Genomic DNA, 24,685 nt, shown 5'->3' on the forward strand with positions numbered 1-24,685 from the left:
ACGCCAGTGGGCCAGCGGCTTCGTGCATTGGTACAACTGCGAGCACCGCCACAGCGCGATCGGCTACGTCACGCCGACGCAGCGCCATGCCGGGCAGGACCAGGCCATCCTGCAGGCTCGCCATCACCTTTACACCCAGGCCCGACAGCGCAACCCCGCGCGCTGGTCGGGCAGCACCCGCAACTGGGCGCCGGTCCAATCGGTCACGCTCAACCCTGAGCGCGACGGCATCTCCAATGCCGCGGCGACCGCATCGAATACGCAGCCTCGGGCTGCTTGATCGACGCGACAACTACCTTGACATGCTCCGAGGCCACGAAGGCCTCCACCAGCTCGCGCGGGTCCGCCATGAGCATCTGGTTCAGGCGGCGCACCACGTCTTCGCCCTTCACCTCGGCGCGCTCGATCACCACGGCCTTCGCCTCCCTCACATATTCCTGGACCTTGGCATCTCTCAACAGGCGTGCGCCTTGGGACGCGGCGGTGTTGGTGCTGTACCCGGCCGAGACGGCGGCCTGGGTGGCGTTGAAGCCGTTGGCGACGAACTCACGCGCGAAGAGCCGGTGCCGGTCCTCGGTGGTGATCTGGGCTTTCTTGGGAGCAGCCCCGGCCTTGGCGCTGCGCCTGGCGCTCTTGCCCTTCGCGGGCATGGGCTTCTTGGAGGTCGGTTTGGTCATATGCCGAAGCTGTCAGGCTTGGCACGACTGCAAAGGGCTGCGTAATAAAAAAGGCACCGGCACTTGATTGCGCGGAACCAAAAGGGATAGTTTCTAGCGTTTGGCTATTTTTTCCATCGCGTCTAAGGCTTTTAATATTATTATTTGAGGCTCAACAGTATATGATGAAGTTTTATCTTCATTAACATCCGAAAAGAATACTCTCCGCGCGAGTTCCGATCTCAAAGTGGTCCCTACCTCACCTTCAACACTCTTCAAGAAGGGCTCCAACACCGAAAAATCTAATGACGTCTTCCTTAGTTTATTTGCTTGAATACGATGTTTTCCCGATTCTCTAGCCAAGTATGCAGTTGGAACTGCCATTAACAAGGTCGCCAACAACCTCGTCAACGCAATCTTCCAATCAAGACCATCGAAACTCAACTTATAAATAGTGGATATCAGCAAAACAACGGTGATGCCCATCAACCCTATGCAGAGCCATCTGAATAAATTAGCGGCTGACTCCTCGCGCTGAGCGCTGCCCAGATACCCGCCAGACAAAACTGTGGCACTCATCTGCCCAAGCATATCAATTGCTTGCTTCTGATAGCCTTCGAACTCTTCTGAACGTGAGCGAATGTTTTCATAGAAATTATTTATATCAACATTCATTGCAGCCAACTGAACACCAAGCTCTTTCCTCGCTTCGCTCCCCAGATTCTTAGTCACCTCATCTATCGTCTCCGCTGACTTGCTACCGAACTCGCTTAAAGCAGCTATCCGAGCTTCCGCAGCAGCCAGCTTCTGCCCCATAGATTCAGCGGCGCCTGAGAGAGCGGCATATTTTGCCCGAAGTTCAGAGGCTTCAATCTGATTTTGCCTACTATTTAACTTCTTTGCCTCCTTCTCTGCATCATCCGCGTTACTTGCCAACCTATCATTTAGTAATGCTGCATTTTCACCTAAGCGATCGATAAGCTGCACCTCATCAATGTCAAGAAGTATTTTATTTACAAAACCGTCCAACAAATGACGAATAGAAGCCAGTATTTCAAAAGAAATTTTTGCGTACCGTACATAATCATCATCCAGCCGAATCAATTCGGCCAACCTCTTCAACGAGTCAAGTATTTTTTTAATTTCCAGATCGACCGCACCTGTCAATCGAAATTTTGGATTTTCAGCCAATCTCTGTAGATCTGCCTCTAGCGCATTAATAATGGGCCTAATTTCTTTCAAAAGAAATAAGCGCTTATTTTTATGACTGAAATCCATAGCTCCTCCATTTTAACAAGAGACAAATTATCACTCAGGCGATCCCGCCGGAGCCAGACATTAAACGATAACGCAGTACCGCCTTGCGTCCCGGCAACTCGGCCATCTCAGCCAGGATGAAACCCTGCCCCGTCAGGTACTGCAGAGCCCAATCCACTCTCCCTTTGACCGGCCCAGGGCCAGCACCAGTTCGGAGTGGAAGAACCAGCGCAGGGGATGCAGGCGCAGGAAGCGCAGCAGCACGTCCGTCCCACTGCCCGGGCGGATCACGCCGGCCGGCCGAGGGTTCGCGTGCTGCGGGCGCGGGGGCTCCTGGCGCGCACCAATCTGAGCCGCCAACCAATCCATGGGGTCGCTCACTGTGGTCGTCTCCATCAGGCGTTCTGCTTCAGCGCCTTCAGCGCCGCGCGGTAGTGGTCGCGGATGCCGCGCAGCTCGTCGTGCGTCCATTTGCGAACGCCGTTGTTCTGCTCAAGCGCCTGCACACGCTCTTCCCCGATGCGCGCCACCACGCAGGCCCTGAAAGCGGCGTAGGTCGTGCCGCCCGGGAGGTTGCAGTTCTTTCGCTGAGCGAAGCAGTTGTCCTCGTGGAAGCGAAGGTGCCCGGCAGCGCTGCGGCTGCGGAATGGCCTGCGTCAACCAATCCGCCGGGTTTCATCGGCTCGAACGGCTTCCCGCCTGTTCGATCCAGACAGTTACGAGTCGCCTAGATAAATCGTCCACTCCTTCGGTGGTGAGCCAAAGTCGGAGCGCGGTCTCACCGTCCTGTTTGTGGCTCTTGGCCCAGGCAGCGACTTCATGCAGCGAATGGAACTTTAATGGCAAACGGCCTTGAGCAACTGCCGCCGGCACATCTGGAAAGAAAAACTTGAACCAATTCCCTCCCTCCTTCTGTTCGCCTGTTTCGGCTTCTGTTTCATTCTTCTGCGTCATTCTTCTCCTCCATTAGAAAGGAGTCCGATCCAGCTCTTCCAAGGATGGACGAGTTGCGGACGATTTTGAAGCCTCATCCAACTGAATGCTTGCGGCCAAAAGCAATTCAGCCGCTTCGCGCACTTGCCTATACCACGCGTCCAACCAGACTTGACGGGCGTGGACGGCAGCATAACCGAAAGTCTTCGCTTCCCACGAATCCGTCAAATCCGTCCTCAACTTCGAAATAATGTCATATGCTCGAGCGATGCGATGCGCACATTGATTAGGAAGAGGCAAAATCGCCACAAGTTCCTCATGTGATGGTTTGTATAGCACACGGCTAAAAAGTTGAACCAGTCTTACGAATTCATGGTCTTGATGATCTTTGTTCTCTATTGACGCATCCTCGAAACCATACAGGGTTTCGGCTGACTCAAGATCTCTTCCTGTCTTCAGCAATTGCACTGACATTCCTGAAGCATAAAGCTGCGCTCGCTCGAGAGCCTCTTTATGACTTCGCCGTGTTTGCATTTGCGACAACCACAATGCAATCACTGCTGCTGCGCAAGTTCCAATTGCCGAAAAGGCTGCAATGATGCGATCGAGATTGTTGGGCGCCGCAGACTTCCAAGCCCAATCGCTATAAATAAACAAAAATAAAACCCCAGCCATAGCAGCAGCTACAGCTATAAAAATCAGCGTTGAGCCTCTAGCTTTTATAACCATGGCGGTCCCTCGAACAAAACATGGCGAATTATCCATGCAAAGCGAGCGGCATTATTTATTTTCTTCCAATGAGCGCCTACTACAACGAGATCGACCCGTATCCGGCCCAGTGCTGCGCAACCTCATCGCTGCCGGGCACATCGCGTCCGGAGTGGTGGACGAAAGGAGCACCGAGGATGTTCACCCCGACGATCTGCGCGGATTCGCGCAGTGCCATTTCTTCGCCGGCATTGGGGTCTGGTCCCTGGCCCTGCGCCGCGCCAGCTGGCCAGACGACCGACCTGTTTGGACCGGTTCTGTCCTTACCAACCTTTGAGCGCGGCAGGCGCGGGAACTGGGTTTGCTGACGAGCGGCACCTTTGGCCGGACTTCCACCACCTCATCGCGGAGCGCCGACCTCCAGCGGTCCTTGGAGAGCAGGTTGCAAGCCGCGACGCAGACCCTTGGATCGACCTTGTACAGGATGACCTGGAAGGCCTGGGATACCGGGTCGGAGCGGTCCCGTTCCCGGCTGCGGGCGTCGGTGCTCCGCATATCCGAGACAGGCTTTACTGGTGCGCCGTGGCCGATGCCCAGCGCGAGCGGATTCGAAGCAAAGGACGTGGAGCGCCTGCAGCAGCGGCGCGAGGAATGCAAAGCGCGCACGGGCAACGGGAATGGCTTCGGCCTGGCGCTGGGGCAAGCAGTGCCGCTTTGGCTGACGGGCTGGCCGACACCGCAGGCAAGCACGCGGCGCGGCTGCGCGCCACCATCGTGGAGGAGATCAACCAGGGCAAGTTTCGCTTCGCCGAGCACTTCCCCGACTACAAGAACCTGGCGGTCGCGCAGCCCGCTACGGACGAGGAATCCCGCCTCTTCCAGGACTGGGCGAAGGTATGGGGCCGGCTGTCGGCCCGTGGGCTGGAGCACTCCTCGCACCTCGTCTACCTCCGCCACCTGGCCGCCTACTGGCTCCCGGTGTTCGGCCACCTGCCGCCGGAGCGCATCACGCACGTCATGGTGCTCGAGCGTCTGGCCGACCTGTCAGCACCCCGCCTGGACGAGAAGACGGGCAAAAAGCGCCGCGCGTTGGCGCGCAAGACGCAGAACAACATCTTGATCCCGCTGCGGGGGGTGTTCGAGCTGATCTGCAAGGCCCGCAGCGATGTGCTGAATCCAACCGACGGGATCGACAACCAGAAGGTGCAGAAGGCCATGCCCGGCCCCTTCTCTCCCAACGAGGTGGAGGCGATCCTGCGCGCGCTGGAAGAGCAAGCCGGAAGCGCATGGGCCAACTACTTCGAGTTCTCTTTTTTCGCCGGCTTCCGTGCAAGCGAGCAGATCGCACTCCTCTGGGAGGATGTGGACCATCGCAGCCGGACGGCGCCGGTGTGGCGCACCAGGGTGCTGACCAAGGACAAGGACCGCACCAAGACCAATGTCGAGCGGCAGGTGGAGCTGAACGATCGGGCCTACAACGCCATCCGGCGCCAGCGTGCCCGCACCGAGGCCACGGGCCGGGAGGTGTTCTGGAACCCTAACACCGGCAAGCCCTTCGTTGATGAGCAGTCGCAGCGCCGAGTATGGCGCGCCGCCCTCCGGAAGGCGGGGGTGCGATACCGCGCGCCGAAGGAGTGTCGCGACACCAGCGTGACGCTCGCGCTGATGGCCGGGGCGAACCCGATGTGGGTGGCCCTGCAGCATGGCCACAGCGTGCAGGTGATGATGCGGGACTATGCCAAGTGGATCCCGTCGGCCGACCGCGGGGCGAATCGCGCCGCCGTGAACGCTGCGATTTCTGGCCCGGCGCAAGACCAGAAAAAGGCGATTTAGGGATGGATTAGGGATGGACTCCCAAGGCCGTGAGCCAGATGCAAAAAACCCCTAAGAGAATCAATCACTTAGGGGTTCATGCTTTGGCGGAAACGGAGGGATTCGAACCCTCGATGAGGCTCTACACCCCATACTCCCTTAGCAGGGGAGCACCTTCGGCCACTCGGTCACGTTTCCAATCCCACTATTCTAACCCAAAATTTGCGCGCTTTTGGGCGTTCAGGCAGCGGAGGGCTGGTCGAGTTCGAAAGCCTTATGCAGCGTGCGCACGGCCAGCTCGACGTACTTCTCGTCGATGACCACGGAGGTCTTGATCTCGGACGTGGAGATCATCTGGATGTTGATGCCCTCCTCGCTCAGCACGCGGAACATTTTGGAGGCGACGCCCACGTGGCTGCGCATGCCGATGCCGACGATGCTCACCTTGCAGATCTTGGCGTCGCCGACGACTTCCTGCGCGCCCAGGGCGGGCACGACCTTTTCCTTGAGCAGATCGACGGTGCGCGCGAAGTCGTTGCGGTTCACCGTGAAGCTGAAGTCGGTCTTGCCGTCCTTGCTGAGGTTCTGGATGATGACGTCCACCTCGATGTTGGCGTCGGCCACGGCGCCCAGGATCTGGTAGGCGATGCCGGGCTTGTCGGGCACGCCCAGCACGGAGATCTTGGCCTCGTCGCGGTTGAAAGCGATGCCGGATACGACGGCTTGTTCCATTTTTTCGTCTTCCTCAAAAGTGATGAGCGTGCCGGAGCGGGCCTCTTCCTCGATGTCGATGTCCCAGGGCGTGAAGCTGGAGAGCACGCGCAGCGGCACCTTGTACTTGCCGGCGAACTCCACGGAGCGGATCTGCAGCACCTTGCTGCCGAGGCTGGCCATCTCGAGCATTTCCTCGAAGCTCACGGTGTGCAGGCGGCGTGCTTCGGCGACCACGCGCGGGTCGGTGGTGTACACGCCGTCCACGTCGGTGTAGATCAGGCATTCGGCAGCCTTCATGGCCGCCGCCACGGCCACGGCCGAGGTGTCGGAGCCGCCACGGCCCAGCGTGGTGATGTGGCCGTGCTCGTCGATGCCCTGAAAGCCGGTGACGATCACCACTTTGCCGGCAGCGAGGTCGGCACGCACGCGCTGGTCGTCGATGGATTCGATGCGGGCCTTGGTGTAGGAGCTGTCGGTGCGGATGGGCACCTGCCAGCCGGCGTAGCTCACCGACTCCATGCCTTCGGCCTGCAGCGCGATGGCCAGCAGGGCGGAAGAAGCCTGTTCGCCGGTGGCGGCGAGCATGTCGAGTTCGCGGTGGTAGGCGGAGGAGGCGCGCGAGGGAGCGAGGTCCTTGGCCAGGCCGAGCAGGCGGTTGGTCTCGCCGCTCATGGCGCTGGGCACCACCACCATCTGGTGGCCCGCCCGTGCCCACTTGGCGACGCGCTTGGCGACATTGCGGATGCGCTCCGTGGAGCCCATCGATGTGCCGCCGTATTTGTGAACGATCAATGCCATTGGATATCCGGGATGACGGTACGAAGGCCGCGGCGCGAAAGGAGGGAAAGACACAGGAGCGGACCTGCGGGATGGAAGGCCCCCTGCGCCTCACAGGCCCCGGGACCTCGTAGGCACCCTATGCTCTGTGGCTGAGGTGTTTTGGCGCGCCGCCGTGTTTCGTGCGAATGAGAGAGAAGACCAAAACCCGTCAATTGTACCAACCGAGCTCGTCGCCCTGGCGCACCACGAAGCCCCGTCCCACTTTGATGCGGATGCGGTGGCCGCGCGTGGCGCAGGCAGCGATCTGGTCGAGCAGTTCGCCCAACTGCGCAGCCGTGGGCGTGGTGGCATGCGCCGTGCGCAGCCAGTGGCGCAGGAGGTTGGCCTGGCGTTCCCGGCCCAGCGCGCGCAGCACGGCGATGCGCGGAGGAAGGCCCGTGGCCTGCAGATCGGCCCCGGCCAGTTCGCGCAGCAGCACGGCAGCTTCCGCCGCGTGCGAGGCACTGCGCGCGAAGGTGTCGCGGAACTGGGGAAACGCGGCCTGCAGCGCCGGCAGCAGCCCCGCGCGGATGCGGTTTCGGGTATAGCGCTCGTCCGCGTTCGTCGGATCCTCGACCCAGCCCTCGCCGCGCGCGGTCAGCCAGGCGCGTACGTCCGCGCCTGCGACGTCCAGCAGCGGCCGGTGCCAGTCGATGCCGCCCCGCCGCCAGAAGGCCGGCATGGCGGCGAGCCCCGCCACCCCGGCGCCGCGCGAGAGCGCGAGCAACACGGTTTCCACCTGGTCGTCGGCATGCTGGGCCAGCGCAACGGAGGCCAGCACGGGTCGCCCGGCCGCGGGCCTATCCGGGTCCCCATCGCCTCCCGGTCCGCCCTGCCCCGCTTCCATCTCCGGCATGACCCCGTCCGTACCTGCCTGATGGGCTCCCTGCTGGCCGCCGGCCAGGTCCCGCAGGGCTTCATAGCGCCGCTGCCGGGCCGCATCCTCGGGGCTCTCACCCCCAGCATGGCGCGCATCCACACGCGCGATGCGCAGCGGCACACCCAGCCGCCCGCAGAGCGCCCGGCAATGAGTTTCGAAACCATCCGCCGCGGCCTGCAATCCATGGTGCACGTGCAGCGCATGCACCTGCCCCGGCCAGCGCTGCGCGCAGGCGTGCAGCAGCGCCGTCGAATCCGCCCCGCCGCTCAGCGCCACGCCCAGGGGCAGCGCCGGCCGGAAACGGTCCATGGCCGTATCGAAAGCCAGCGTCATCGCGCCGCCCCTCGCCCAGGGAAAACGAAAACGGCCCCGAAGGGCCGTGCAGCAGGCATGGATACGAATGCCCTGAACATATCAATCATTCGTGGCGCAGCACGCTCGACTCGCCCACGCACATGGCAGCGACGAAGAGTGCCAACCCGAATGCAGCAGTCGGCGGTAATCCAAAACCCCGGGGCCAGTGGAGGCCCCCAGCGGCCTTACCTGTCTGAAGGCCGCGGAGCAGGCCAAGCCAGCAGACGCCGTGGAACCGGCTCCGCCGGGCCACCGGCGTCGTCCTCCTGCCCGCCGTGCGCAGCACGGCGAGAGCGGGGGGAAGGCCCGCAGGGCCTCGGGGGGGTGCTTCACCTTTCTGCGCGGGTATCGTTGAACCGGCCGTAGCTCTGAAGCCGCTCGTAGCGGCGGTCCAGCAGTTCGCGCGGCTTGAGGTCCGCCAGCTGGCGGTGGGCGTCGCCCAGCGCGCGCTTGAGGAAGGCGGCCATCTGCTTGTGGTCGCGGTGGGCGCCGCCCACGGGCTCGCTCACGATCTTGTCCACCAGGCCCAGGGCCTTGAGGCGGTGCGCGGTGATGCCCATGGCATCGGCCGCGTCCTGGGCCTTGTCGCCGGTCTTCCAGAGGATGGAGGCGCAGCCCTCGGGGCTGATGACCGAATAGATCGAATACTGCAGCATCACGACCTGGTCGGCGACGCTGATGGCCAGCGCGCCGCCGGAGCCGCCCTCGCCGATCACCGTGGTGATGATGGGCACTTCCAGCTGCGCCATCTCGAAGATGTTGCGGCCGATGGCCTCGGACTGGCCGCGCTCCTCGGCGTCGATGCCGGGGTAGGCGCCCGGCGTGTCCACGAAGGTGAACACGGGCAGGCGGAACTTCTCGGCCGTTTTCATGAGGCGCAGGGCCTTGCGGTAGCCCTCGGGGCGGCTCATGCCGAAGTTGCGCGCGGCACGCTCCTTGGTGTCGCGTCCCTTCTGGTGGCCGATCACCATGCAGGCATGGCCGTTGAAGCGCGCGAGGCCGCCGATGATGGAGAGGTCGTCGGCGAAGTGCCGGTCACCGTGCATCTCGACGAAATCGGTGAAGATCTCGCGCACGTAGTCGAGGGTGTAGGGCCGCTCGGGGTGGCGGGCGATCTTCGTGATCTGCCAGGGCGTCAGCTCGCTGTAGATGTCCTTGGTGAGCTGCTGGCTCTTGCGGCTGAGCTGGTCGATTTCCTCGGAAATGTCCACCGCGCTTTCGGTCTGCACGTAGCGCAGTTCCTCGATCTTCGATTCCAGCTCGGCGATGGGCTGCTCGAAGTCCAGAAAAGTCTTTTTCGCCAATTGTTTTCTCCTTGGGCTGTAGCCTCGGCGCGCGCGGAACGCGCGGCACGCAGTGTCCTGGCGGACGGTCAATAGTCCACCGGCAGGGGGGCGAGCGACCGCCAAATATACCAACTCGCCACGCTGCACCAGGGTTTCCAGGCCTCGGCGACCTCGCGGGCATCGCTGCGGCTGACCGGGTCGCCCGAGAAATAGTGCTGGCTGATGCCCTGCAGCAGGGTAGCGTCGTCCAGGGGCAGCACGTTGGGCCGCGCCAGGTGGAAGATCAGGAACATGTCGGCCGTCCACCGGCCGATGCCGCGGATGGCGACCAGCTCGGCCGCGATGGCTTCGTCGTCCATCGCATCCCAGTCCTTGACGTGCAGGCGGCCGGTGTCGAAATGCAGCGCCAGGTCCACCAGGTAGTCCACCTTGCGGGCGGACAGGCCCGCGGCGCGCATGTCGTCCACCTTGAGCTTGAGCACGGCGGCCGGCGTCATGCTGCGGGGCAGCGCGGCGAACCTGTCCCAGACCTTCTGCGCGGACGCGACCGAGACCTGCTGCCCCACGATGCTGCGCGCCAGCGTGGTGAAGGCGTCGCCGCGGGCCACGAGGGCCACGTCGCCGAGCTGCGGGATCAGCCGCTTCATGACGCGGTCCTTCTTGACCAGGTGGCGGCAGGCGTCCGCCCAGTAGCCCGGGGCGGTGGACGGCTCGGCCGTCCCCGCTGTTTTCTTGCTGGGGGCCACGGCTTACCTTGTCTGGAGGGGAGACCGGCGGTGCGGGAAACGGAAGGGGCGGCCCGGGCTCACTGCGCGGCCTCCCAGGTCGTGCCCGCGGGGGAGTCCTTGAGCACGATGCCCTGCGCGAGCAGGTCGTTGCGGATGCGGTCGGCTTCGGCGAAGTCGCGCGCTGCCTTGGCGGCCGCGCGCGCGGCGATGCGGGCGGCGATCTCGGCCGCGTCCAGTTGCACCCCCTGCCGCAGGAAGGCCTGCGGATCTCCCTGCAGCAGCCCCAGGCAGCCGCCCAGTGCCTTCAGCAGGCCGGCCAGACGGGCAGACCGCGTACGGTTCACCTCGCCCGCCAGCTCGAACAGCACGGCCACCGCCTCGGGCGTGCCGAAATCCTCGTCCATGGCCGCCTTGAAACGGGCCGCATGGGGATCGGCCCAGTCGATGGCGCCGATGTCTTCCGGCGCGACCAGGGCGAGCGCGGTGTAGAGCCGCTTGAGCGAAGCGCGCGCATCCTGCAGGTGCACGTCGCTGTAGTTGAGCGGGCTGCGGTAGTGCGTGCGCACGATGAAGAAGCGCAGCGTCTCGGCATCGACCTGCTGCAGCACCTCGCGGATGGTGAAGAAGTTGCCGAGCGACTTGCTCATCTTCTCGTTGTCCACGCGCACGAAGCCGTTGTGCATCCAGAAGCGCGCCAGCGGCTTGCCGGTGGCACCCTCGCTCTGGGCGATCTCGTTCTCGTGGTGGGGGAACTGCAGGTCCGCCCCGCCGCCGTGGATGTCGAAGCTCTCGCCGAGCGTGGCGCAGCTCATGGCCGAGCACTCGATGTGCCAGCCCGGCCGGCCGGTGCCGAAGGGGCTGTCCCATTTCGCCTCGGGCGGCTCGCCGGGCTTGGCGGCCTTCCAGAGCACGAAGTCGAGCGGATCCTGCTTGTCGTCCTGCACGGCCACGCGTTCGCCCGCGCGCAATTCGTCCAGGGACTTGCCCGACAGCTTGCCGTAGCCCTCGAACCGGCGCACGGCGTAGTTCACGTCGCCGCTGCCCGCGCGGTAGGCCAGGCCCTTGCGCTCCAGCGTGCCGATGAGCGAGAGCATCTGGGGCACGTATTCGGTGGCGCGCGGCTCGACCGTGGGCGGCTCGATCGCCAGGGCGCCGATGTCCTCGTGCATGGCGGCCGTCATCTCGTCCGTGAGCTGGCGGATGGTGATGCCCCGCTCCACCGCGCGGCGGATGATCTTGTCGTCGATGTCGGTGATGTTGCGCACATAGGTAACGCGCAAGCCGCTGCTGCGGAGCCAGCGCTGCACCACGTCGAACGCCATCATCATGCGGGCGTGGCCGATGTGGCAGAGGTCGTAGATGGTCATGCCGCAGACGTACATGCGGACATGGCCGGGTTCGAGCGGGGAAAAGTCCTCCATCGCACGCGACAGCGTGTTGTAGATGCGCAAACTCATGGAATATCAGTGAAGAGGGGGTGTTGGACTGCGGGCCGGCGGCCCCGGCCTCAGCGGACCGTGGCGCCGGACGGGCCGGCGTGCGAGGTATGCGCAGCATCTGCGCGACACGCGAATCAGGAGCGGCAACAGCGCACCGGCATGGCAAAACCCCTCGGCTACAATCCGCCGCAGTATAAGGCCCGTTACCGATCGACACTTTCATACCCGTTGCCACCACCCATGACGCAAGCCCGCCGCCCACTCCCCCATCTCCTGCGACTGCTGGTGCTGTCGGCCTTGCTGGGGGCGCCGCTGGCCCACGCTGACGACTATGCAGAGATCACCCAGCTGCTCAAGTCCGGCAAGAGCCAGGAAGCGCTGGCCAAGGCGGACCAGCGCCTCCTGGCCAATCCGCGCGATCCCCAGCTGCGCTTCCTGCGCGGCGTGGCGCAGGCGGATTCGGGCAAGCAGGCGGATGCGGTGGCGACGTTCACCAAGCTCACCGAGGATTACCCCGAGCTGCCCGAGCCCTACAACAACCTGGCCGTGCTCTACGCGAACCAGAACCAGCTCGACAAGGCGCGCACGGCCCTCGAGATGGCGATCCGCACCAACCCGAGCTACGCCACGGCCCACGAGAACCTGGGCGACATCTACGCGAAGCTCGCCAGCCAGGCCTACAACAAGGCCCTGCAGCTGGACGCCTCCAACGCCAACACGCTGCGGCCCAAGCTGAACCTGATCCGGGACCTGTTCTCGGGCGACGCCGGCAAGTCCGCCGCGGCGAAATCGGCCACCCCGGTGGCCACCGCGACCGCCCGCGCCCCCGCGTCGTCGCCAGCACCGGCGGCATCTCCGGCAGCGGCACCCACGCGTGCCGCAGCACCGGCTCCCGCACCCTCCACGCCCCCCGCGCCGGCCCCTGCCAACCTGCCCGCCCCATCGCCGGCACCGGCGCCCGCTCCTGCACCGGCGCCTGCCGCGGCGGCATCCCCGGCCGCGGCCGAGAAGGAAGTCGCGGCCGCCGTGCGCGCCTGGGCCAGCGCCTGGGAAAGCCAGGACATGCATGGCTACCTGGGTGCCTACGACCCGTCCTTCACCCCTTCCGGCAAGCAGAGCCGCGCCGCCTGGGAAAAGGAGCGCCGCGACCGCATCGTGGGCCGCGCCAAGATCAATGTCAGCATCAACGACCTCCAGGTCACGGTCAAGGACAACAAGGCCCAGGCACGCTTCCGCCAGGGCTACAGTTCCGGCTCTTACAGCGTGAACAGCCGCAAGACCCTCGATCTGGTGCATACCGGCGGCCGCTGGCTGATCGTGCGCGAGACCACCGGCGGCTGATGGCGGTCCGGCGGGCGCCCTGGCCCTTTTTCTTCCAGGCACCGTGCGGCGGTGCCGGCTCCGGCCTGCCGCCGGCCTGCACCCCCCTCCGCTGAGCCGATGTCGATCGCGATTCCCTTCCGTAGCCGCGCGCTCGCGGCGGCAACCGCTTTGTCGGTGGTCTGCGGCGCGCTCTGCGCGCCCGCGGCCCTGGCCCAGGGCGACAAGGAACGCGTCCTCGCGCGCAACAAGCGCGCTGCGGCCAAGCCCGCGGCGCGCGGTCAGCCGGCGCCCCTGCGCGACGGGCAGGCGGAACAGCGCCTGATGGAGGTCTATCGCCTCACGGGCGAAGGCCGCAGCCGCGAGGCGCTCGCCAAGGCCGAGAGCCTGGCGCGCGACTATCCGAATTTCCAGTTGGCGCAGCTCGCGCTGGGCGACCTGCTGTCCGCCCGCACCCGGCCGGTGCGCCAGTTCGGCGACGTCCCGGCAGGCCAGGGAGATGCGCCCCAGTCCCCCTCGCCCACTGCCGCGGAGGTGCTGGCCGAGCTGCGCGCGGAATCCCGGCAGCGCTCGGACGCGCTGCGCGTCCGCCCCGGGGCCCGCGCCATTCCTGCCCAGTTCATCGAACTCTCGGCGCGGTCCCGCCATGCGATCGCCGTGGATGCCTCGCGCTCGCGCCTGTACCTGTTCCAGAACACCGAGCAAGGCATGGAGCTGATCGCGGATTACTACGCCTCGGTCGGCAAGCTCGGGATCGAGAAGGCGCTGGAAGGCGACCAGCGCACGCCGCTGGGCGTGTACTTCATCACCAGCCGGCTCGACCCCGCCACGCTCAAGGATTTCTACGGCGCCGGCGCACTGCCCATCAACTACCCCAATCCGCTGGACGTGAGCCGGGGCAAGACGGGCAGCGGCATCTGGCTGCACGGCACGCCGCCCGAGCAGTTCTCGCGAGCGCCGCTGTCCACCGACGGTTGCCTGGCCCTGGCCAATCCGGACCTGGAGCGCATCCTGCGCACCGTGGAGCCCCGCTCCACGCCGGTGGTGATCGCCCGGCAGATCCAGTGGGTGCAGCCCCAGGCGGTGCTGGCCGAGCGCCGGCAGTTCGAGGCCGTGCTCGATGCCTGGCGAGCCGCCAAGTCGCAGGGCGACGTGCGCCGCCTGCTGTCGTTTTATGCGGCTGATTTCCAGAGCTACGGCAAGATGGCGATCGCCGACTACGCCAGGAGCCTCGAAGCCGAGGTCCGCGCGCTGCGCGGCCGTCCTCTGCACCTCAAGGACCGGACGCTGCTGCGCTGGACGGATGCCACCGACACCATGGTGGTAACGTTCGGCGAAGTCGCCGAAGGGGCCCGCACCGGCCCCGTCAAGCGCCAGTACTGGACGCGCAAGGGCCAGCAATGGCAGATATTTTTCGAAGGAGTGATTGGATGACGACCCTGATTTCCAGACGATTCGCCGCCCTGGCGCTGGCCGGCGCCGCGTTCGCGGCGCTCGCGCCCGCCGCCTCCGCGCAGACCGCCGCGGCCGCGCCGAAGGTCAGGCTGGCGACCAGCCTGGGCGACATCGTGCTGCAGCTCGATCCCGCCAAGGCACCGAAGACGGTCGAGAACTTCCTGCAGTACGTGAAGGACAAGCACTACGATGGCACGATCTTCCACCGCGTCATCGACGGCTTCATGATCAAGGGCGGCGGCTTCACGCCCGGCATGCAGCAGAAACCCACGCGCGCCCCGATTCCGCTGGAAGCGGGCAACGGCTTGAAGAACGATGCCTACACCATCGCCATGGCGCGCACCGGCAACCCCGATTCGGCCACCTCGCAGTTCTTCATCAACGTGAAGGACAACGCCGCGCTGAACGCGCCCAACCCCGACGGCCACGGCTACGCCGTGTTCGGCAAGGTCGTGAGCGGCAAGGAGGTGGTGGACAAGATCAAGGCGGTGGAGACCGCCAGCCGCGGCATGCACCAGAACGTGCCCGCGACGCCGGTCGTGATCAAATCCGCCACCGTGGTGCAGTGAGCCACCCTCGCCCGCATCTGCAACATCCCCACCCGGGATCCCCATAAGGAAACGCAATGAGCAACCCGCAAGTCGAACTCCATATCGCCGGCCACGGCGTGATCGTCCTCGAACTCGACGCCGACAAGGCGCCCAAGTCCACGGAGAACTTTCTCGCCTACGTGAAGAAGGGTCACTACGACAACACGATCTTCCACCGCGTGATCCCCGGCTTCATGATCCAGGGCGGCGGCTTCGAGCCCGGCATGAACCAGAAGGGCACCGATGCGCCCATCGAGAACGAGGCCCAGAACGGCCTGAAGAACGACAAGTACACCGTGGCCATGGCCCGCACCAGCGATCCGCACTCGGCCACCGCGCAGTTCTTCATCAACGTGGCCGACAACGGCTTCCTGAACCACACCGCGCCGTCCGCCCAGGGCTGGGGCTACGCCGTGTTCGGCAAGGTGGTCAAGGGCACCGAGATCGTGGACGCCATCAAGGGCGTGAAAACGGGCCGCAAGGGCTTCCACGACGACGTGCCGAAGGACGACGTCATCATCGAAAAGGCCGTGGTGGCCTGATTCCCCCCTGAGTCGCTTCGCGCCTTCCCCCCTGGGGGACGACGCCGGCAGCCCGGCAAAGCCGGTTCTGCGGCGCCTGCTGGCGTGGCCTGCTCCGCGGCCTTCCGACCGCGGGCGCCGCGCGGGTGAGAGGGCCATGAGCCTGGCGCAAGCGCACTCCTGCTCCCGTATGGTCATGAGCATGCCTGCACCCGACATCCGGGAGTTCGTTGCGCCCGGCGCGTGGCGCACGGTGGATTTCATTTCCGACCTGCACCTGGAGGCGGACCACCCGGCCACGGTGGAGGCTTTCTCGCATTACCTGGACACGACGTCCGCCGACGCCGTGTTCCTGCTGGGCGACCTGTTCGAGGTCTGGGTGGGCGACGACGCGATCCAGGAGGCCGGCAGCTTCGAGGCCGCGTGCTGCGCGGTGCTGCGCCGCGCCGCGTCCCGCAGGGCGCTGTACTTCATGCACGGCAACCGCGATTTCCTGGTAGGTGCCGGGTTCACGGAAGCCACGGGCATCCCCGTGCTGCAGGACCCCACGGTGCTGGTCTTCGCTGGCGGCCGCTGGCTCCTGAGCCATGGCGATGCGCTGTGCCTCGCGGACCTGCCCTACCAGAAATTCCGCGCCATGGCGCGCGACCCGCAATGGCAGGCGCAACTGCTCGCGCTGCCGCTGGCCGCGCGCCGCGCCCAGGGCCGCAGCGCGCGCGCCGAGAGCGAATCCCGCAAGCAGTCGGGCACCGCCTTCTACGGCGACGTGGACAATGCCGCGGCCGTGCAATGGCTGCAGGCCGCGCAGGCGCGCGCCCTGATCCACGGCCACACCCACCTGCCCGCCGACCACGTGCTGCAGGGGGACGGCGACACCGCCCTCGCCCGCCACGTGCTCACCGACTGGGACCTGTCCGCACGGACGCCGCGCGCTGAGGCACTGCGCCTCACGGCCGCGGGCTTGGAACGCATCAGCCTCGTCCCCAGATAGCGGCATGGCCCCTGCCTCCGCTTTCACGCGCCTGGTGCGCAAGCTCTCCCGGCGCGTGCGCTCGACGATCGCCCCGGTTCCCGACATTCCCGCCGCGCTGTGGCTGCAGACGGTATCGCGCTACCGCTTCCTCGCGGAACTGCCCCTGCACGACCAGGCCAAGCTGCGCGCGCTGAGCGCCCTGTTCCTGCAGCGCAAGGAGTTCACCGGTGCCCACGGGCTGGAGGTGACCGATGCCATGGCGGTGGCCATCGCCGCGCAGGCCTGCCTGCCGCTGCTGCACTGGGGAGAGCCCGCCGGGGCGCTGGCCTGGTACGACGATTTCGTGGGCATCGTCGTCCACCCCGGCGAGGCTGTGGCGCGCCGGCAGTCCGTGGACGAGGCCGGCGTGGTGCATGACTACGACGAGGTGCTGCTGGGCGAGGCCATGGACCGCGGCCCCGTGATGCTGAGCTGGCCCGCGGTGGACGGCGCGGGCCGGCCCCTGGCGGTCGGCGACCAGGGCAGCGGCACGAGCGTGGTCGTGCACGAGTTCGCGCACAAGCTGGACATGCGCAACGGCGGCGCGGACGGCTATCCTCCCCTGCCCCCGGGTTTCCTTGGCACGCAGGGCGCCCGTGCGGCACGCGAGCGGTGGCGCGCAGCCTGGGAACCGGCCTACCAGGATTTCAGGGAGCGGGTCATCATCGCCGAGCGCTTCGGCGGCGAGCGGCCCTGGCTGGACGCCTACGGCGCCACCGCGCCGGCGGAATTCTTCGCCGTGGCCTGCGAGGCCTATTTCGTCAGCCGCGAACGCTTCGCGCAGGAATTCCCGACGCTGATGCCCATGCTGGACGCATTCTTCCGCCGGTCGGCCTCTCAGTCCACCGACGTCCTGTAGGCCACCCCGTCGCGCCCCGGATCGGCACCGCCGTGCAGCCGGCCATCCGCCCCGACCTGCACGCCGTGCACCCAGCCGATCGTGTAGTTGTACGGGTTGCGGAACACCTCGTAGCCGTCCGCCTGCAATGCGCGCGTGACGTGGCGCGGAATGCGGTTGCACACGTCGATGGAATTGCTGGTGGACGAGAAGCGCGGCGCCGAGACGGCCTCCTGCATGCCCATGCCATGGTCGATCATGTTGAGCAGCACCTGCAGCACGCCCATCGCGATCTGCGTGCCGCCCGGGGCACCCAGTACGATTTCCGGCCGGCCGTCCTGCAAGACGATGCTCGGGCACGACGACGTGAAACGGCTCTTGCCCGGCTGGATGCTGCCCGCGCGGCCCGGCCGCGGATCGAACACGCCCATGCAGCCGTTGTAGAAAAAGCCCATGCCCGGCGTGATCACGCCCGAGGGCATGGCCAGCGAATGCGTCATCGACACGCAGTTGCCGTCGCCGTCCACCACGCTCAGGTGCGTCGTGTCGCGCGGCACGGGCGCCCCCGGGTTCACGCGCTCCACGCGGAAGCGCTCGCCCGCCCGGATCGCCTCGGCCACGCGCGCCGCGCCGTCCTTGGAGAGCAGTTCCTGAAGCGGCACCTCCACGAAGGCCGGATCACCGATGTGGCGGTCCTTGTCCGATGTGGCCTTCTTCATCGCCTCGCTGAGCAGGCGCAGGTAGGCCGGGCCGTTGTGCTCCATCTCCGCGAGCGGGAAGTTCTCCAGGATGTTCAGCATCTGCAGCAGCATGGCACCGCCGCCCGGAGGCTGGTTGGTGGTGACGGAGCGGCCGCGGTAGCTTCCCACCAGCGGCGCCACGCGGCGCACGGCATAGCGCCGCAGGTCGTCGAGCGACAGCAGGCCACCCAGCGACTGCACATGCTCCACCATTCGGCGCGCGAGTTCGCCTTCGTAGAAGGAGGCGATGCCCTCCTGCGCCACCTGCTCCAGCACGTCCGCCATCCCGGGATTGGCGAGCGGCGTGCCGATGGGCTTGGGCGAGCCGTCCGGACGGCAGTAGAGCGCGCGGCCTTCGTCGCTGTAGCGCAGGCGGTCGAGGTTGCTTACGCGGCCCATGGTGGGCTCGTCGATCCAGAAGGCATGCATGCCGGGCCGCACGAAGAAGCCGTCGCGCGCCCACGCGATGGCAGGCGCGACCACATCCTTCCACGGCAGGCGGCCATGGGCGCCGTGCATGGCCTCCAGCCCCTTGAGCGTGGCCGGCGTGGCGATGGACTGCGGGCCGATGTCGTTGACGCGGCCCTTCAGGATGAAGCCGAAGCCGTCCCGGGTCTCGCCTTCGAGCAGGCCGGCCCACATGTCTTCGCGGCAGGCGAGCGGCGCGGGTGCGTGGAAGTCGAAGTATTCATGCGCCGCCGGCCCGTTGGCGCCCTGCATGTAGACGGCCGCCGTGCCGAAACCGGCGATGCCGCACATCAGCGGGTCCACCACGGTCTGGGCCAGCGCGGTGGCGACGGCGGCGTCCACCGCGTTGCCGCCCGCGCGCAGGATCTCGATGCCCGATTCGGCCGCTTCGGGCTGCGGGCAGGACACCATGGCTTGCTTGTTCAGGGACATCTCAGACCTCACTTGCCGCTCAGGTTCAGCGCGTCGAGCGCCGGACCCCAGGCCTGGGTGTCGCGGCGCGCCACCTCCATGAGCTGGCTGGCGGGGCCGGCCATGGGGATCGCGTTCATGGCGCGCAGCTTGGCCTGCACCTCGGTGCTGGCGTGGAAGGCGCGCGTGCCCTCGTGCAACTTCGCGATGATCGCGGGGGGCGTGCCGGCCTTGGCGACGATGCCGCTCCAGCCCATGGTATCGAAGTCCTTCACGCCCAGCTCGTTGGCGGCCGGCACATCAGGCAGTTCGGCAAGGCGCGAAGGCGCCAGCACCACCAGCGGCACCACCTTGCGGTTCTTGATGTGCGGCAGCGCGGTGCCGGCCACCGGGGCCATCACCTGGGTCTGGCCACCGATGGTCGCCATCAGCCCGTCGGGCTCGCCCTTGAAAGGCACGTGCGTCATCGAGATGCCGAGCTTCTTCTGCAGCAGTTCCACCGCCAGCTGCGTCGAATTGCCCAGGCCGGAGGACGAGAAGTTCAGCTCGCCCGGGTGCGCCTTGGCGTACTTCACGAGATCGTCCAGCGACTTGAAGCCCGTGGCGGGGTTGGCCACCAGTACGAAGGGCACGGTGCTGAGCATGCCCACGCCGGTGAAGTCCTTCTCGGGATCGTATGGCAGCGGCTTGTACACGAACTTGTTGAGCACCATTTGCGACACCCCGCCGAACATCAGCGTGTAGCCGTCCGCCGGCTGGCCGAGCACCTGCTGCGCCGCGATGATGCCGCCCGCCCCGGGCTTGTTCTCCACGACGATATTGGCGCCCAGCGCCTTGCCGGCGTGTTCGGCCCACAGGCGGGCCACCGTGTCGGAGCTGCCGCCAGCCTGCTGGGACACCACGAGGCGGATGGGACGGGTGCCGGGGTAACCCGCGGCGTCCTGCGCCAGGGCCGGGGCGCCGGCCACGGCCCAGGTGAGCGCCACGGCAGCCCACCGGGCCAGGCAAGAAGTTTTGTTCATGGTATGCAATCTCCGAAGAAACAGGGTGCGTGCAGCCGTGCCCATGCCGGCCTTCCTGGAGCGATTATTCGGAGGTGCATGCCCCGGGACCAGCGAATTCGCCCGATGGATCCATTAGCATTTACTCATGTCTCTTGAACACGTGGCCTGGGCACGCCGGCTGAAGATCCGGCACCTCGAATCCTTCCTCGTGCTGGACGAGGCCGGCACGCTGACCGAGGCGGCCGCGCGCATGCACATGACGCAGTCGGCCATGTCGCACTGGCTGGCGGACCTGGAGGAACTGGTGGGCATGCCCCTGGTCACGCGCGGGCGGCGCATCCAGCTCACGCCGGCCGGGGTCATCATGAAGCGGCTGGCCGTGGGCGTGCTGGGCGACATCTCGCGCACGCAGCTCGAGCTGGGCGCGGTGGCCGCGGGCCGCAGCGCGCGCCTGCACATCGGCAGCGTGTGGGCCGGCGTGGCACGCGGGGTGCCGCAGGCGCTGGCGCAGTTCCAGGCCCTGCACCCGTACATCTCGGTCACCGTGTCGGAGAGTCCGTTCGGGAACCTGCTGGAGGGGCTGGAGAACCGGCAGCTGGACGTGGTGATCGGCTCGCTGGACGCGCGCGCCTGGCAGGGGCGGCTGGAACACCGCGAGCTGTTCGAGGACAACGTCTGCCTGGTGGTGGGCCGCGCCAGCCGCTTCTGGGATGCGCCCGGGCCCGTGCGCCTGGCCGACCTGCTGCAGGAGAACTGGATCATGCCGCCCAAGGGCACGCTGATGCGCTCGCAGCTGGACACGGCCCTGCTCGACAGCGGTGCGTCCTGGCTGCTGCCCAAGGTGGAGACCGCCGCCATCACCACGCTGCAGGCCCTGCTGCACCAGGGCGACAACGTGGGCGTGTGCTCCGGGGCCATGGCCGAGTACCAGGCCACGCTGGGCAACCTGCGGGTGCTGCCGCTGGACCGTGCCATCCCCTTCGGCCCGGTGGGCGTGGTCTGGAGCCGCGACCATGCCTCGGAGGCCGTGCGGCTTTTCGTGGAGCACATCACCGAGGCCACCATGGCGAGCCCATCCGCAGCCAGTGCCCCAGCCGGTCGGGACCGCTGAAGCCCACGCAGGATCAAGCCGCTGCGCCGTCCCGGCGCAGCAAGCTGCGCGCGGCCTCGGCCACGCTGGCCGCATCCACGCCGAAGTAGCTGCGCAGCGCGGCGCGCGTGTCGCTGCGGCCGAAGCCGTCGGTGCCCAGCGTGACGTAGCGGCGGCCTTCGGGCAGGAAGGCACGCACGCTCTCGGGCACGGCACGCACGTAGTCCGTGGCGGCAACCACGGGGCCGTGCGTGCCCTTCAGCACCTGCGCGAGCCAGGGCGTGCCCGGCTCGGCGTCGCCCTGCAGCAGGCGCTGCTCGCAGGCCACGCCGTCGCGCGCCAGCTCGCTCCAGCTGGTCACGCTCACCACCGTCACCTGCACGCCCTCGGCCGCCAGGGCCTGCGCGGCATGGACCACTTCGGTGAGGATGGCGCCGGACCCCAGCAGGGTGACCGCGGGCGCGTCGGCCTGGCCGTGGGGGGCGTGGGACCACTGAACACATAGCAGCCGCGCAGCACGCCTTCCTCCGCGCCCGGCGGCAGGTCGGGCTGGGCGTAGTTCTCGTTCATGAGCGTGACGTAATAGAACACGTCGCGCTGCTCCAACAGCATCTCGCGCATGCCGGCATCCAGGATGACGGCCAGCTCGCCCGCATGCGCCGGGTCGTAGGCCTTGCAGTTGGGAATGGTGGCGGCCACGAGGTGGCTGGAGCCGTCCTGGTGCTGCAGCCCTTCGCCGCCCAGCGTGGTGCGGCCCGAGGTCGCGCCGAGCAGGAAGCCCCGCGCGCGCTGGTCGGCCGCGGCCCAGATGGCGTCGCCCACGCGCTGGAAGCCGAACATGGAGTAGTAGATGTAGAACGGCAGCATCGCCAGGCCGTGCACGCTGTAGCTGGTGGCCGCGGCCGTCCAGCTGGCGATGGCGCCGGCCTCGCTGATGCCCTCCTCCAGGATCTGGCCGTCCAGCGCCTCGCGGTAGCTCAGCACCGAGCCGATGTCCTCCGGCGCGTAGCGCTGGCCCAGGCTGCTGTAGATGCCCACCTGCTTGAAGAGATTCGCCATGCCGAAGGTGCGCGCCTCGTCGGCCACGATGGGCACGATGCGCGGGCCCAGCTGCGAGTCCTTGAGCAGTGCGCCCAGCATGCGCACGAAGGCCATGGTGGTGCTCATCTCCTTGCCCTGGGCCTGCAGCGCGAACTGGGCGTATTGCGCCACGGGTGGCACGGGCACCACGTCGCAGGCGGTCTCGCGGCGCGGCATCGTGCCGCCCAGTGCGGCGCGGCGCTCGCGCAGGTAGCGCATTTCAGGACTGTCACCGGCCGGGCGGTAGAAAGCCAGGCCCGTGGCCTGCGCATCGGTGAGCGGCAGGTTGAACCGGTTGCGGAACTCCAGCAGGTCGGATTCATCCAGCTTCTTCTGGCTGTGCGTGGTCATCCTGCCCTGGCCTGCCGTGCCCATTCCATAGCCCTTCTTGGTATGGGCCAGGACCACCGTGGGCTGGCCGCGGTGGGCGGCGGCCGCGGCATACGCGGCGTGGATCTTCACGAGGTCGTGGCCGCCGCGCTTGAGGCGGTCGATCTGCTCGTCGGTCAGGCCCTGGGCCAGCGCCACCAGTTCCGGCGACTGGCCGAAGAAATGGTCGCGGTTGTAGCGCCCGTCCTTGGCGGCGAAGGTCTGCATCTGCCCATCCACCGTGCCGCCCAGCGTGCGCGCCAGCGTACCGGTCAGGTCGCGCGCGAAGAGGCCGTCCCAGTCGCTGCCCCAGAGCAGCTTGACCACGTTCCAGCCCGCGCCCGCGAAAAGGCGCTCCAGCTCATCGACGATGCGGCCGTTGCCGCGCACCGGGCCATCGAGCCGCTGCAGGTTGCAGTTGACCACCCAGACGAGGTTGTCCAGCCCCTCGCGCGCGGCGAGCGTCAATGCGCTCATGCTTTCGGGCTCGTCCATCTCGCCATCGCCGAATACGCCCCACACTTTCCTGCCCTGGCAATCGAGCAGGTTGCGGTGCGTGAGGTAGCGCATGAAGCGCGCGTGGTAGATGCTGCTGATCGGGCCGATGCCCATGGAGCCCGTGGGGAACTGCCAGAAGTCGGGCATGAGCCAGGGGTGCGGATAGCTGGAGAGGCCCTGCGCGCCCGCCGCGGGCGCGGTGATCTCCTGGCGGTAGTGCTGCAGGTCGTGCTCGGTCAGCCGGCCTTCGAGATAGGCGCGCGCATAGACGCCCGGCGCGCTGTGCGGCTGGAAGAACACGAGGTCGCCCCGGTGCTGGCCGGGGCCGGTGCCCTCGCGTGCGCGGAAGAAGTGGTTGAAGCCGGCCTCGAACAGGTCGGCCGCGCTCGCGTAGCTGGCGATGTGACCGCCCAGCTCGCCATAGGCCTGGTTGGCGCGCACCACCATGGCCAGGGCATTCCAGCGCATGAGGGAGGCCAGCCGCTCCTCGATGGCCAGGTCGCCGGGGAACACCGGCTGCGCCTCCACGGCCACGGTGTTGACATACGGCGTGTTCAGCGTGGGCTGCCAGCCGGTGTGCTGCTGGCGCGCCAGGGCAGCGAGTTCGTCCAGCACGAAGCGGGCGCGCTCGGGCCCCTGGGTGGCGACCAGGGCCAGGAAGGCATCGCGCCATTCGGCGGTTTCCTGCGGATCGGCATCGGCAACGGGAGTGCCTAAGGCCGTGGTGGCGGCCTGGGCACCCAGGGCATGGAGCGGCAGCGGAGCGTTCATGCCGAAGCACTCTACCGGCCCCGGCGCGGCATGGGCGGCTGTTCGGCATCCTGGCAAACCCCGAATGACAGCATTTCATGCCGGCGATCTTCTAAACTGCGGCACATGAAGCTGGACACGATCGATCTGCGCATCCTGGCCGAACTGCAGGCCGACGGCTCGCTCTCCAATGTGGAGCTGGCGCGGCGCGTGCATCTTTCGCCCTCGCCCTGCCTCGCGCGCGTCAAGGCGCTGGAGGCCTCGGGGGTGATTGCGCGCTACGTCGCCCTGGCGAACCCGGCCGTGCTGGGCCTGGGGCTGAACGTGTTCATCAGCATCAGCCTGAAATCGCAGGCCAAGGAGGCACTGGCGCAGTTCGAGCGTCGCATCGCCGAGCATGACGAGGTCATGGAGTGCTACCTGATGAGCGGCGACTCGGACTACCTGATCCGCGTGGCCGTCGCCGACATCGGCGCTCTGGAGCGCTTCATCCTGGAGCAGCTCACGCCCATTCCGGGCATCGAGAAGATCCGCTCCAGCTTCGCGCTCAAGCAGGTGCGTTACAAGACCGCCCTGCCGCTTCCACTGCCGCCCGCGTGACTGCGCAGGGCCGCGGCCACCGCGGCCTCACCACGCGGCGTCGAACAGCTCCAGTTGCGGAGGGCCCAGGTACAAGTCGCGCTTCTGGTCGGCGTTCGCATGCGCGGCGCGGAAGGCCTCCGAACGCGTCCAGTCCTCGAAGTGCGCGCGAGACTGCCACACCGTGTGCGAGGCGAACAGCGTGCGCTCCGCGGTGGTCTCGCCACGCAGCAGGTGGAACGACTGGAAGCCGGGCACCTGGGCCAGGTGGCTGTCGCGCTGGCGCCAGATCTCGACGAATTCGTCCTCGCGGCCGGGGACGATGCGGAAACGGTTCATGGCGATGAAAAGAGGCATGGCGGGCGTCGTGGGTT

Annotated in this window: 23 protein-coding genes, 1 tRNA gene and 4 pseudogenes; 12 read left to right on the forward strand and 16 right to left on the reverse strand. The window is 66.7% G+C overall.

Going from position 1 to position 24,685, the window contains the following annotated elements:
- Positions 1-280: pseudogene (locus tag BLR99_RS23060) on the forward strand (hypothetical protein); the annotation flags it as partial.
- Here BLR99_RS23060 and BLR99_RS08020 read toward each other — a convergent pair.
- The 6 genes and pseudogenes from BLR99_RS08020 to BLR99_RS22535 form a co-directional block, all read right to left on the reverse strand.
- Positions 210-677, reverse strand: coding sequence for a terminase small subunit (locus tag BLR99_RS08020; protein WP_233249075.1), 468 nt, complete (start codon positions 675-677; stop codon positions 210-212). The pseudogene BLR99_RS23060 and the gene BLR99_RS08020 sit on opposite strands and share 71 nt — an antisense overlap.
- A gap of 93 nt (positions 678-770) precedes the next feature.
- Positions 771-1,934: a hypothetical protein gene (locus BLR99_RS22525; protein WP_139160149.1), complete on the reverse strand. Its 1,164-nt coding sequence runs from the start codon at positions 1,932-1,934 to the stop codon at positions 771-773.
- Between the two features lie 132 nt (positions 1,935-2,066).
- Positions 2,067-2,309 carry a hypothetical protein gene (locus BLR99_RS08025; RefSeq protein ID WP_233427217.1) on the reverse strand — a complete coding sequence of 81 codons (243 nt, stop codon included), beginning with the start codon at positions 2,307-2,309 and terminating at the stop codon, positions 2,067-2,069.
- Positions 2,309-2,500, reverse strand: a pseudogene (locus BLR99_RS23420) (recombination protein NinG); the annotation flags it as partial. The gene BLR99_RS08025 and the pseudogene BLR99_RS23420, both read right to left, overlap by 1 nt.
- 88 nt (positions 2,501-2,588) lie before the next feature.
- Positions 2,589-2,867 carry a hypothetical protein gene (locus BLR99_RS22530; protein ID WP_138919962.1) on the reverse strand — a complete coding sequence of 93 codons (279 nt, stop codon included), beginning with the start codon at positions 2,865-2,867 and terminating at the stop codon, positions 2,589-2,591.
- Positions 2,868-2,879: 12 nt separating this feature from the next.
- Positions 2,880-3,575 (reverse strand): hypothetical protein, encoded by a 696-nt coding sequence (locus tag BLR99_RS22535; protein ID WP_138919961.1) that lies wholly within the window; start codon positions 3,573-3,575, stop codon positions 2,880-2,882.
- Between BLR99_RS22535 and BLR99_RS23425 the strand changes: the two genes are divergently transcribed.
- The 3 genes and pseudogenes from BLR99_RS23425 (at position 3,574) to BLR99_RS23265 (ending at position 5,387) form a co-directional block, all read left to right on the forward strand.
- Positions 3,574-3,891: a hypothetical protein gene (locus BLR99_RS23425; RefSeq protein ID WP_228194042.1), complete on the forward strand. Its 318-nt coding sequence runs from the start codon at positions 3,574-3,576 to the stop codon at positions 3,889-3,891. The genes BLR99_RS22535 and BLR99_RS23425 overlap by 2 nt on opposite strands.
- Positions 3,786-4,091: pseudogene (locus tag BLR99_RS23430) on the forward strand (hypothetical protein); the annotation flags it as partial. The gene BLR99_RS23425 and the pseudogene BLR99_RS23430, both read left to right, overlap by 106 nt.
- 177 nt (positions 4,092-4,268) lie before the next feature.
- Positions 4,269-5,387, forward strand: a complete 1,119-nt coding sequence (locus BLR99_RS23265) for a tyrosine-type recombinase/integrase (RefSeq protein ID WP_046059571.1) — start codon at positions 4,269-4,271, stop codon at positions 5,385-5,387.
- Between the two features lie 84 nt (positions 5,388-5,471).
- Here BLR99_RS23265 and BLR99_RS08045 read toward each other — a convergent pair.
- The 6 genes from BLR99_RS08045 to cysS all read right to left on the reverse strand — a co-directional run bounded on the left by BLR99_RS08045 (position 5,472) and on the right by cysS (position 11,604).
- Positions 5,472-5,564, reverse strand: a tRNA-Ser gene (locus tag BLR99_RS08045).
- A 42-nt stretch (positions 5,565-5,606) separates the two neighbouring features.
- A complete protein-coding gene (locus BLR99_RS08050; protein WP_011795436.1) occupies positions 5,607-6,878 on the reverse strand; it encodes an aspartate kinase in 1,272 nt (423 codons plus the stop codon).
- Between the two features lie 190 nt (positions 6,879-7,068).
- Complete coding sequence (locus BLR99_RS08055; RefSeq protein ID WP_011795435.1) at positions 7,069-8,112, reverse strand: tRNA lysidine(34) synthetase; 1,044 nt, start codon at positions 8,110-8,112, stop codon at positions 7,069-7,071.
- 350 nt (positions 8,113-8,462) lie between these two features.
- Positions 8,463-9,437: an acetyl-CoA carboxylase carboxyltransferase subunit alpha gene (locus BLR99_RS08060; protein WP_011795434.1), complete on the reverse strand. Its 975-nt coding sequence runs from the start codon at positions 9,435-9,437 to the stop codon at positions 8,463-8,465.
- Positions 9,438-9,505: 68 nt separating this feature from the next.
- Entirely contained in the window at positions 9,506-10,165 is a 660-nt protein-coding gene (locus tag BLR99_RS08065) for a DNA-3-methyladenine glycosylase family protein (RefSeq protein WP_011795433.1), read from the reverse strand.
- A gap of 59 nt (positions 10,166-10,224) precedes the next feature.
- A complete protein-coding gene (gene cysS, locus BLR99_RS08070; RefSeq protein WP_011795432.1) occupies positions 10,225-11,604 on the reverse strand; it encodes a cysteine--tRNA ligase in 1,380 nt (459 codons plus the stop codon).
- Between the two features lie 222 nt (positions 11,605-11,826).
- On the opposite strand from cysS, the gene BLR99_RS08075 reads away from it, so the two are divergent.
- From BLR99_RS08075 to BLR99_RS08100, 6 genes are all read left to right on the forward strand, one after another.
- Complete coding sequence (locus tag BLR99_RS08075) at positions 11,827-12,927, forward strand: L,D-transpeptidase Cds6 family protein (protein ID WP_011795431.1); 1,101 nt, start codon at positions 11,827-11,829, stop codon at positions 12,925-12,927.
- A 99-nt stretch (positions 12,928-13,026) separates the two neighbouring features.
- On the forward strand, positions 13,027-14,340 hold the full coding sequence (locus BLR99_RS08080) for a L,D-transpeptidase family protein (protein ID WP_048857385.1): 1,314 nt from the start codon (positions 13,027-13,029) through the stop codon (positions 14,338-14,340).
- Complete coding sequence (locus BLR99_RS08085) at positions 14,337-14,930, forward strand: peptidylprolyl isomerase (protein ID WP_074687007.1); 594 nt, start codon at positions 14,337-14,339, stop codon at positions 14,928-14,930. Before BLR99_RS08080 ends, BLR99_RS08085 begins: the two co-directional genes overlap by 4 nt.
- Positions 14,931-14,986: 56 nt before the next feature.
- Positions 14,987-15,493 carry a peptidylprolyl isomerase gene (locus BLR99_RS08090; RefSeq protein WP_011795428.1) on the forward strand — a complete coding sequence of 169 codons (507 nt, stop codon included), beginning with the start codon at positions 14,987-14,989 and terminating at the stop codon, positions 15,491-15,493.
- Between the two features lie 175 nt (positions 15,494-15,668).
- Positions 15,669-16,463 carry a UDP-2,3-diacylglucosamine diphosphatase gene (locus BLR99_RS08095; protein WP_041827974.1) on the forward strand — a complete coding sequence of 265 codons (795 nt, stop codon included), beginning with the start codon at positions 15,669-15,671 and terminating at the stop codon, positions 16,461-16,463.
- 4 nt (positions 16,464-16,467) lie between these two features.
- On the forward strand, positions 16,468-17,343 hold the full coding sequence (locus tag BLR99_RS08100; protein WP_011795426.1) for a M90 family metallopeptidase: 876 nt from the start codon (positions 16,468-16,470) through the stop codon (positions 17,341-17,343).
- Here BLR99_RS08100 and ggt read toward each other — a convergent pair.
- Both ggt and BLR99_RS08110 read right to left on the reverse strand, forming a co-directional pair.
- Entirely contained in the window at positions 17,322-18,956 is a 1,635-nt protein-coding gene (gene ggt, locus BLR99_RS08105) for a gamma-glutamyltransferase (RefSeq protein WP_046059623.1), read from the reverse strand. The two genes, BLR99_RS08100 and ggt, sit on opposite strands and share 22 nt — an antisense overlap.
- 14 nt (positions 18,957-18,970) lie before the next feature.
- On the reverse strand, positions 18,971-19,963 hold the full coding sequence (locus BLR99_RS08110) for a Bug family tripartite tricarboxylate transporter substrate binding protein (RefSeq protein WP_011795424.1): 993 nt from the start codon (positions 19,961-19,963) through the stop codon (positions 18,971-18,973).
- 127 nt (positions 19,964-20,090) lie between these two features.
- Between BLR99_RS08110 and BLR99_RS08115 the strand changes: the two genes are divergently transcribed.
- On the forward strand, positions 20,091-21,056 hold the full coding sequence (locus BLR99_RS08115) for a LysR family transcriptional regulator (protein ID WP_074687009.1): 966 nt from the start codon (positions 20,091-20,093) through the stop codon (positions 21,054-21,056).
- Between the two features lie 13 nt (positions 21,057-21,069).
- Here BLR99_RS08115 and mdeB read toward each other — a convergent pair.
- Positions 21,070-23,753: pseudogene (gene mdeB, locus BLR99_RS08120) on the reverse strand (alpha-ketoglutarate dehydrogenase).
- A 105-nt stretch (positions 23,754-23,858) separates the two neighbouring features.
- Between mdeB and BLR99_RS08125 the strand changes: the two are divergent.
- A complete protein-coding gene (locus BLR99_RS08125; RefSeq protein ID WP_011795422.1) occupies positions 23,859-24,332 on the forward strand; it encodes an Lrp/AsnC family transcriptional regulator in 474 nt (157 codons plus the stop codon).
- A gap of 27 nt (positions 24,333-24,359) precedes the next feature.
- Here BLR99_RS08125 and hmuQ read toward each other — a convergent pair whose 3' ends face one another.
- Positions 24,360-24,668 carry a heme-degrading protein HmuQ gene (gene hmuQ / locus BLR99_RS08130; protein ID WP_011795421.1) on the reverse strand — a complete coding sequence of 103 codons (309 nt, stop codon included), beginning with the start codon at positions 24,666-24,668 and terminating at the stop codon, positions 24,360-24,362.
- Positions 24,669-24,685 lie beyond the last annotated feature (17 nt).

Origin of the sequence: Paracidovorax citrulli (assembly GCF_900100305.1) — a bacterium.
GTDB classification, from domain to species: Bacteria; Pseudomonadota; Gammaproteobacteria; order Burkholderiales; family Burkholderiaceae_C; genus Paracidovorax; species Paracidovorax citrulli.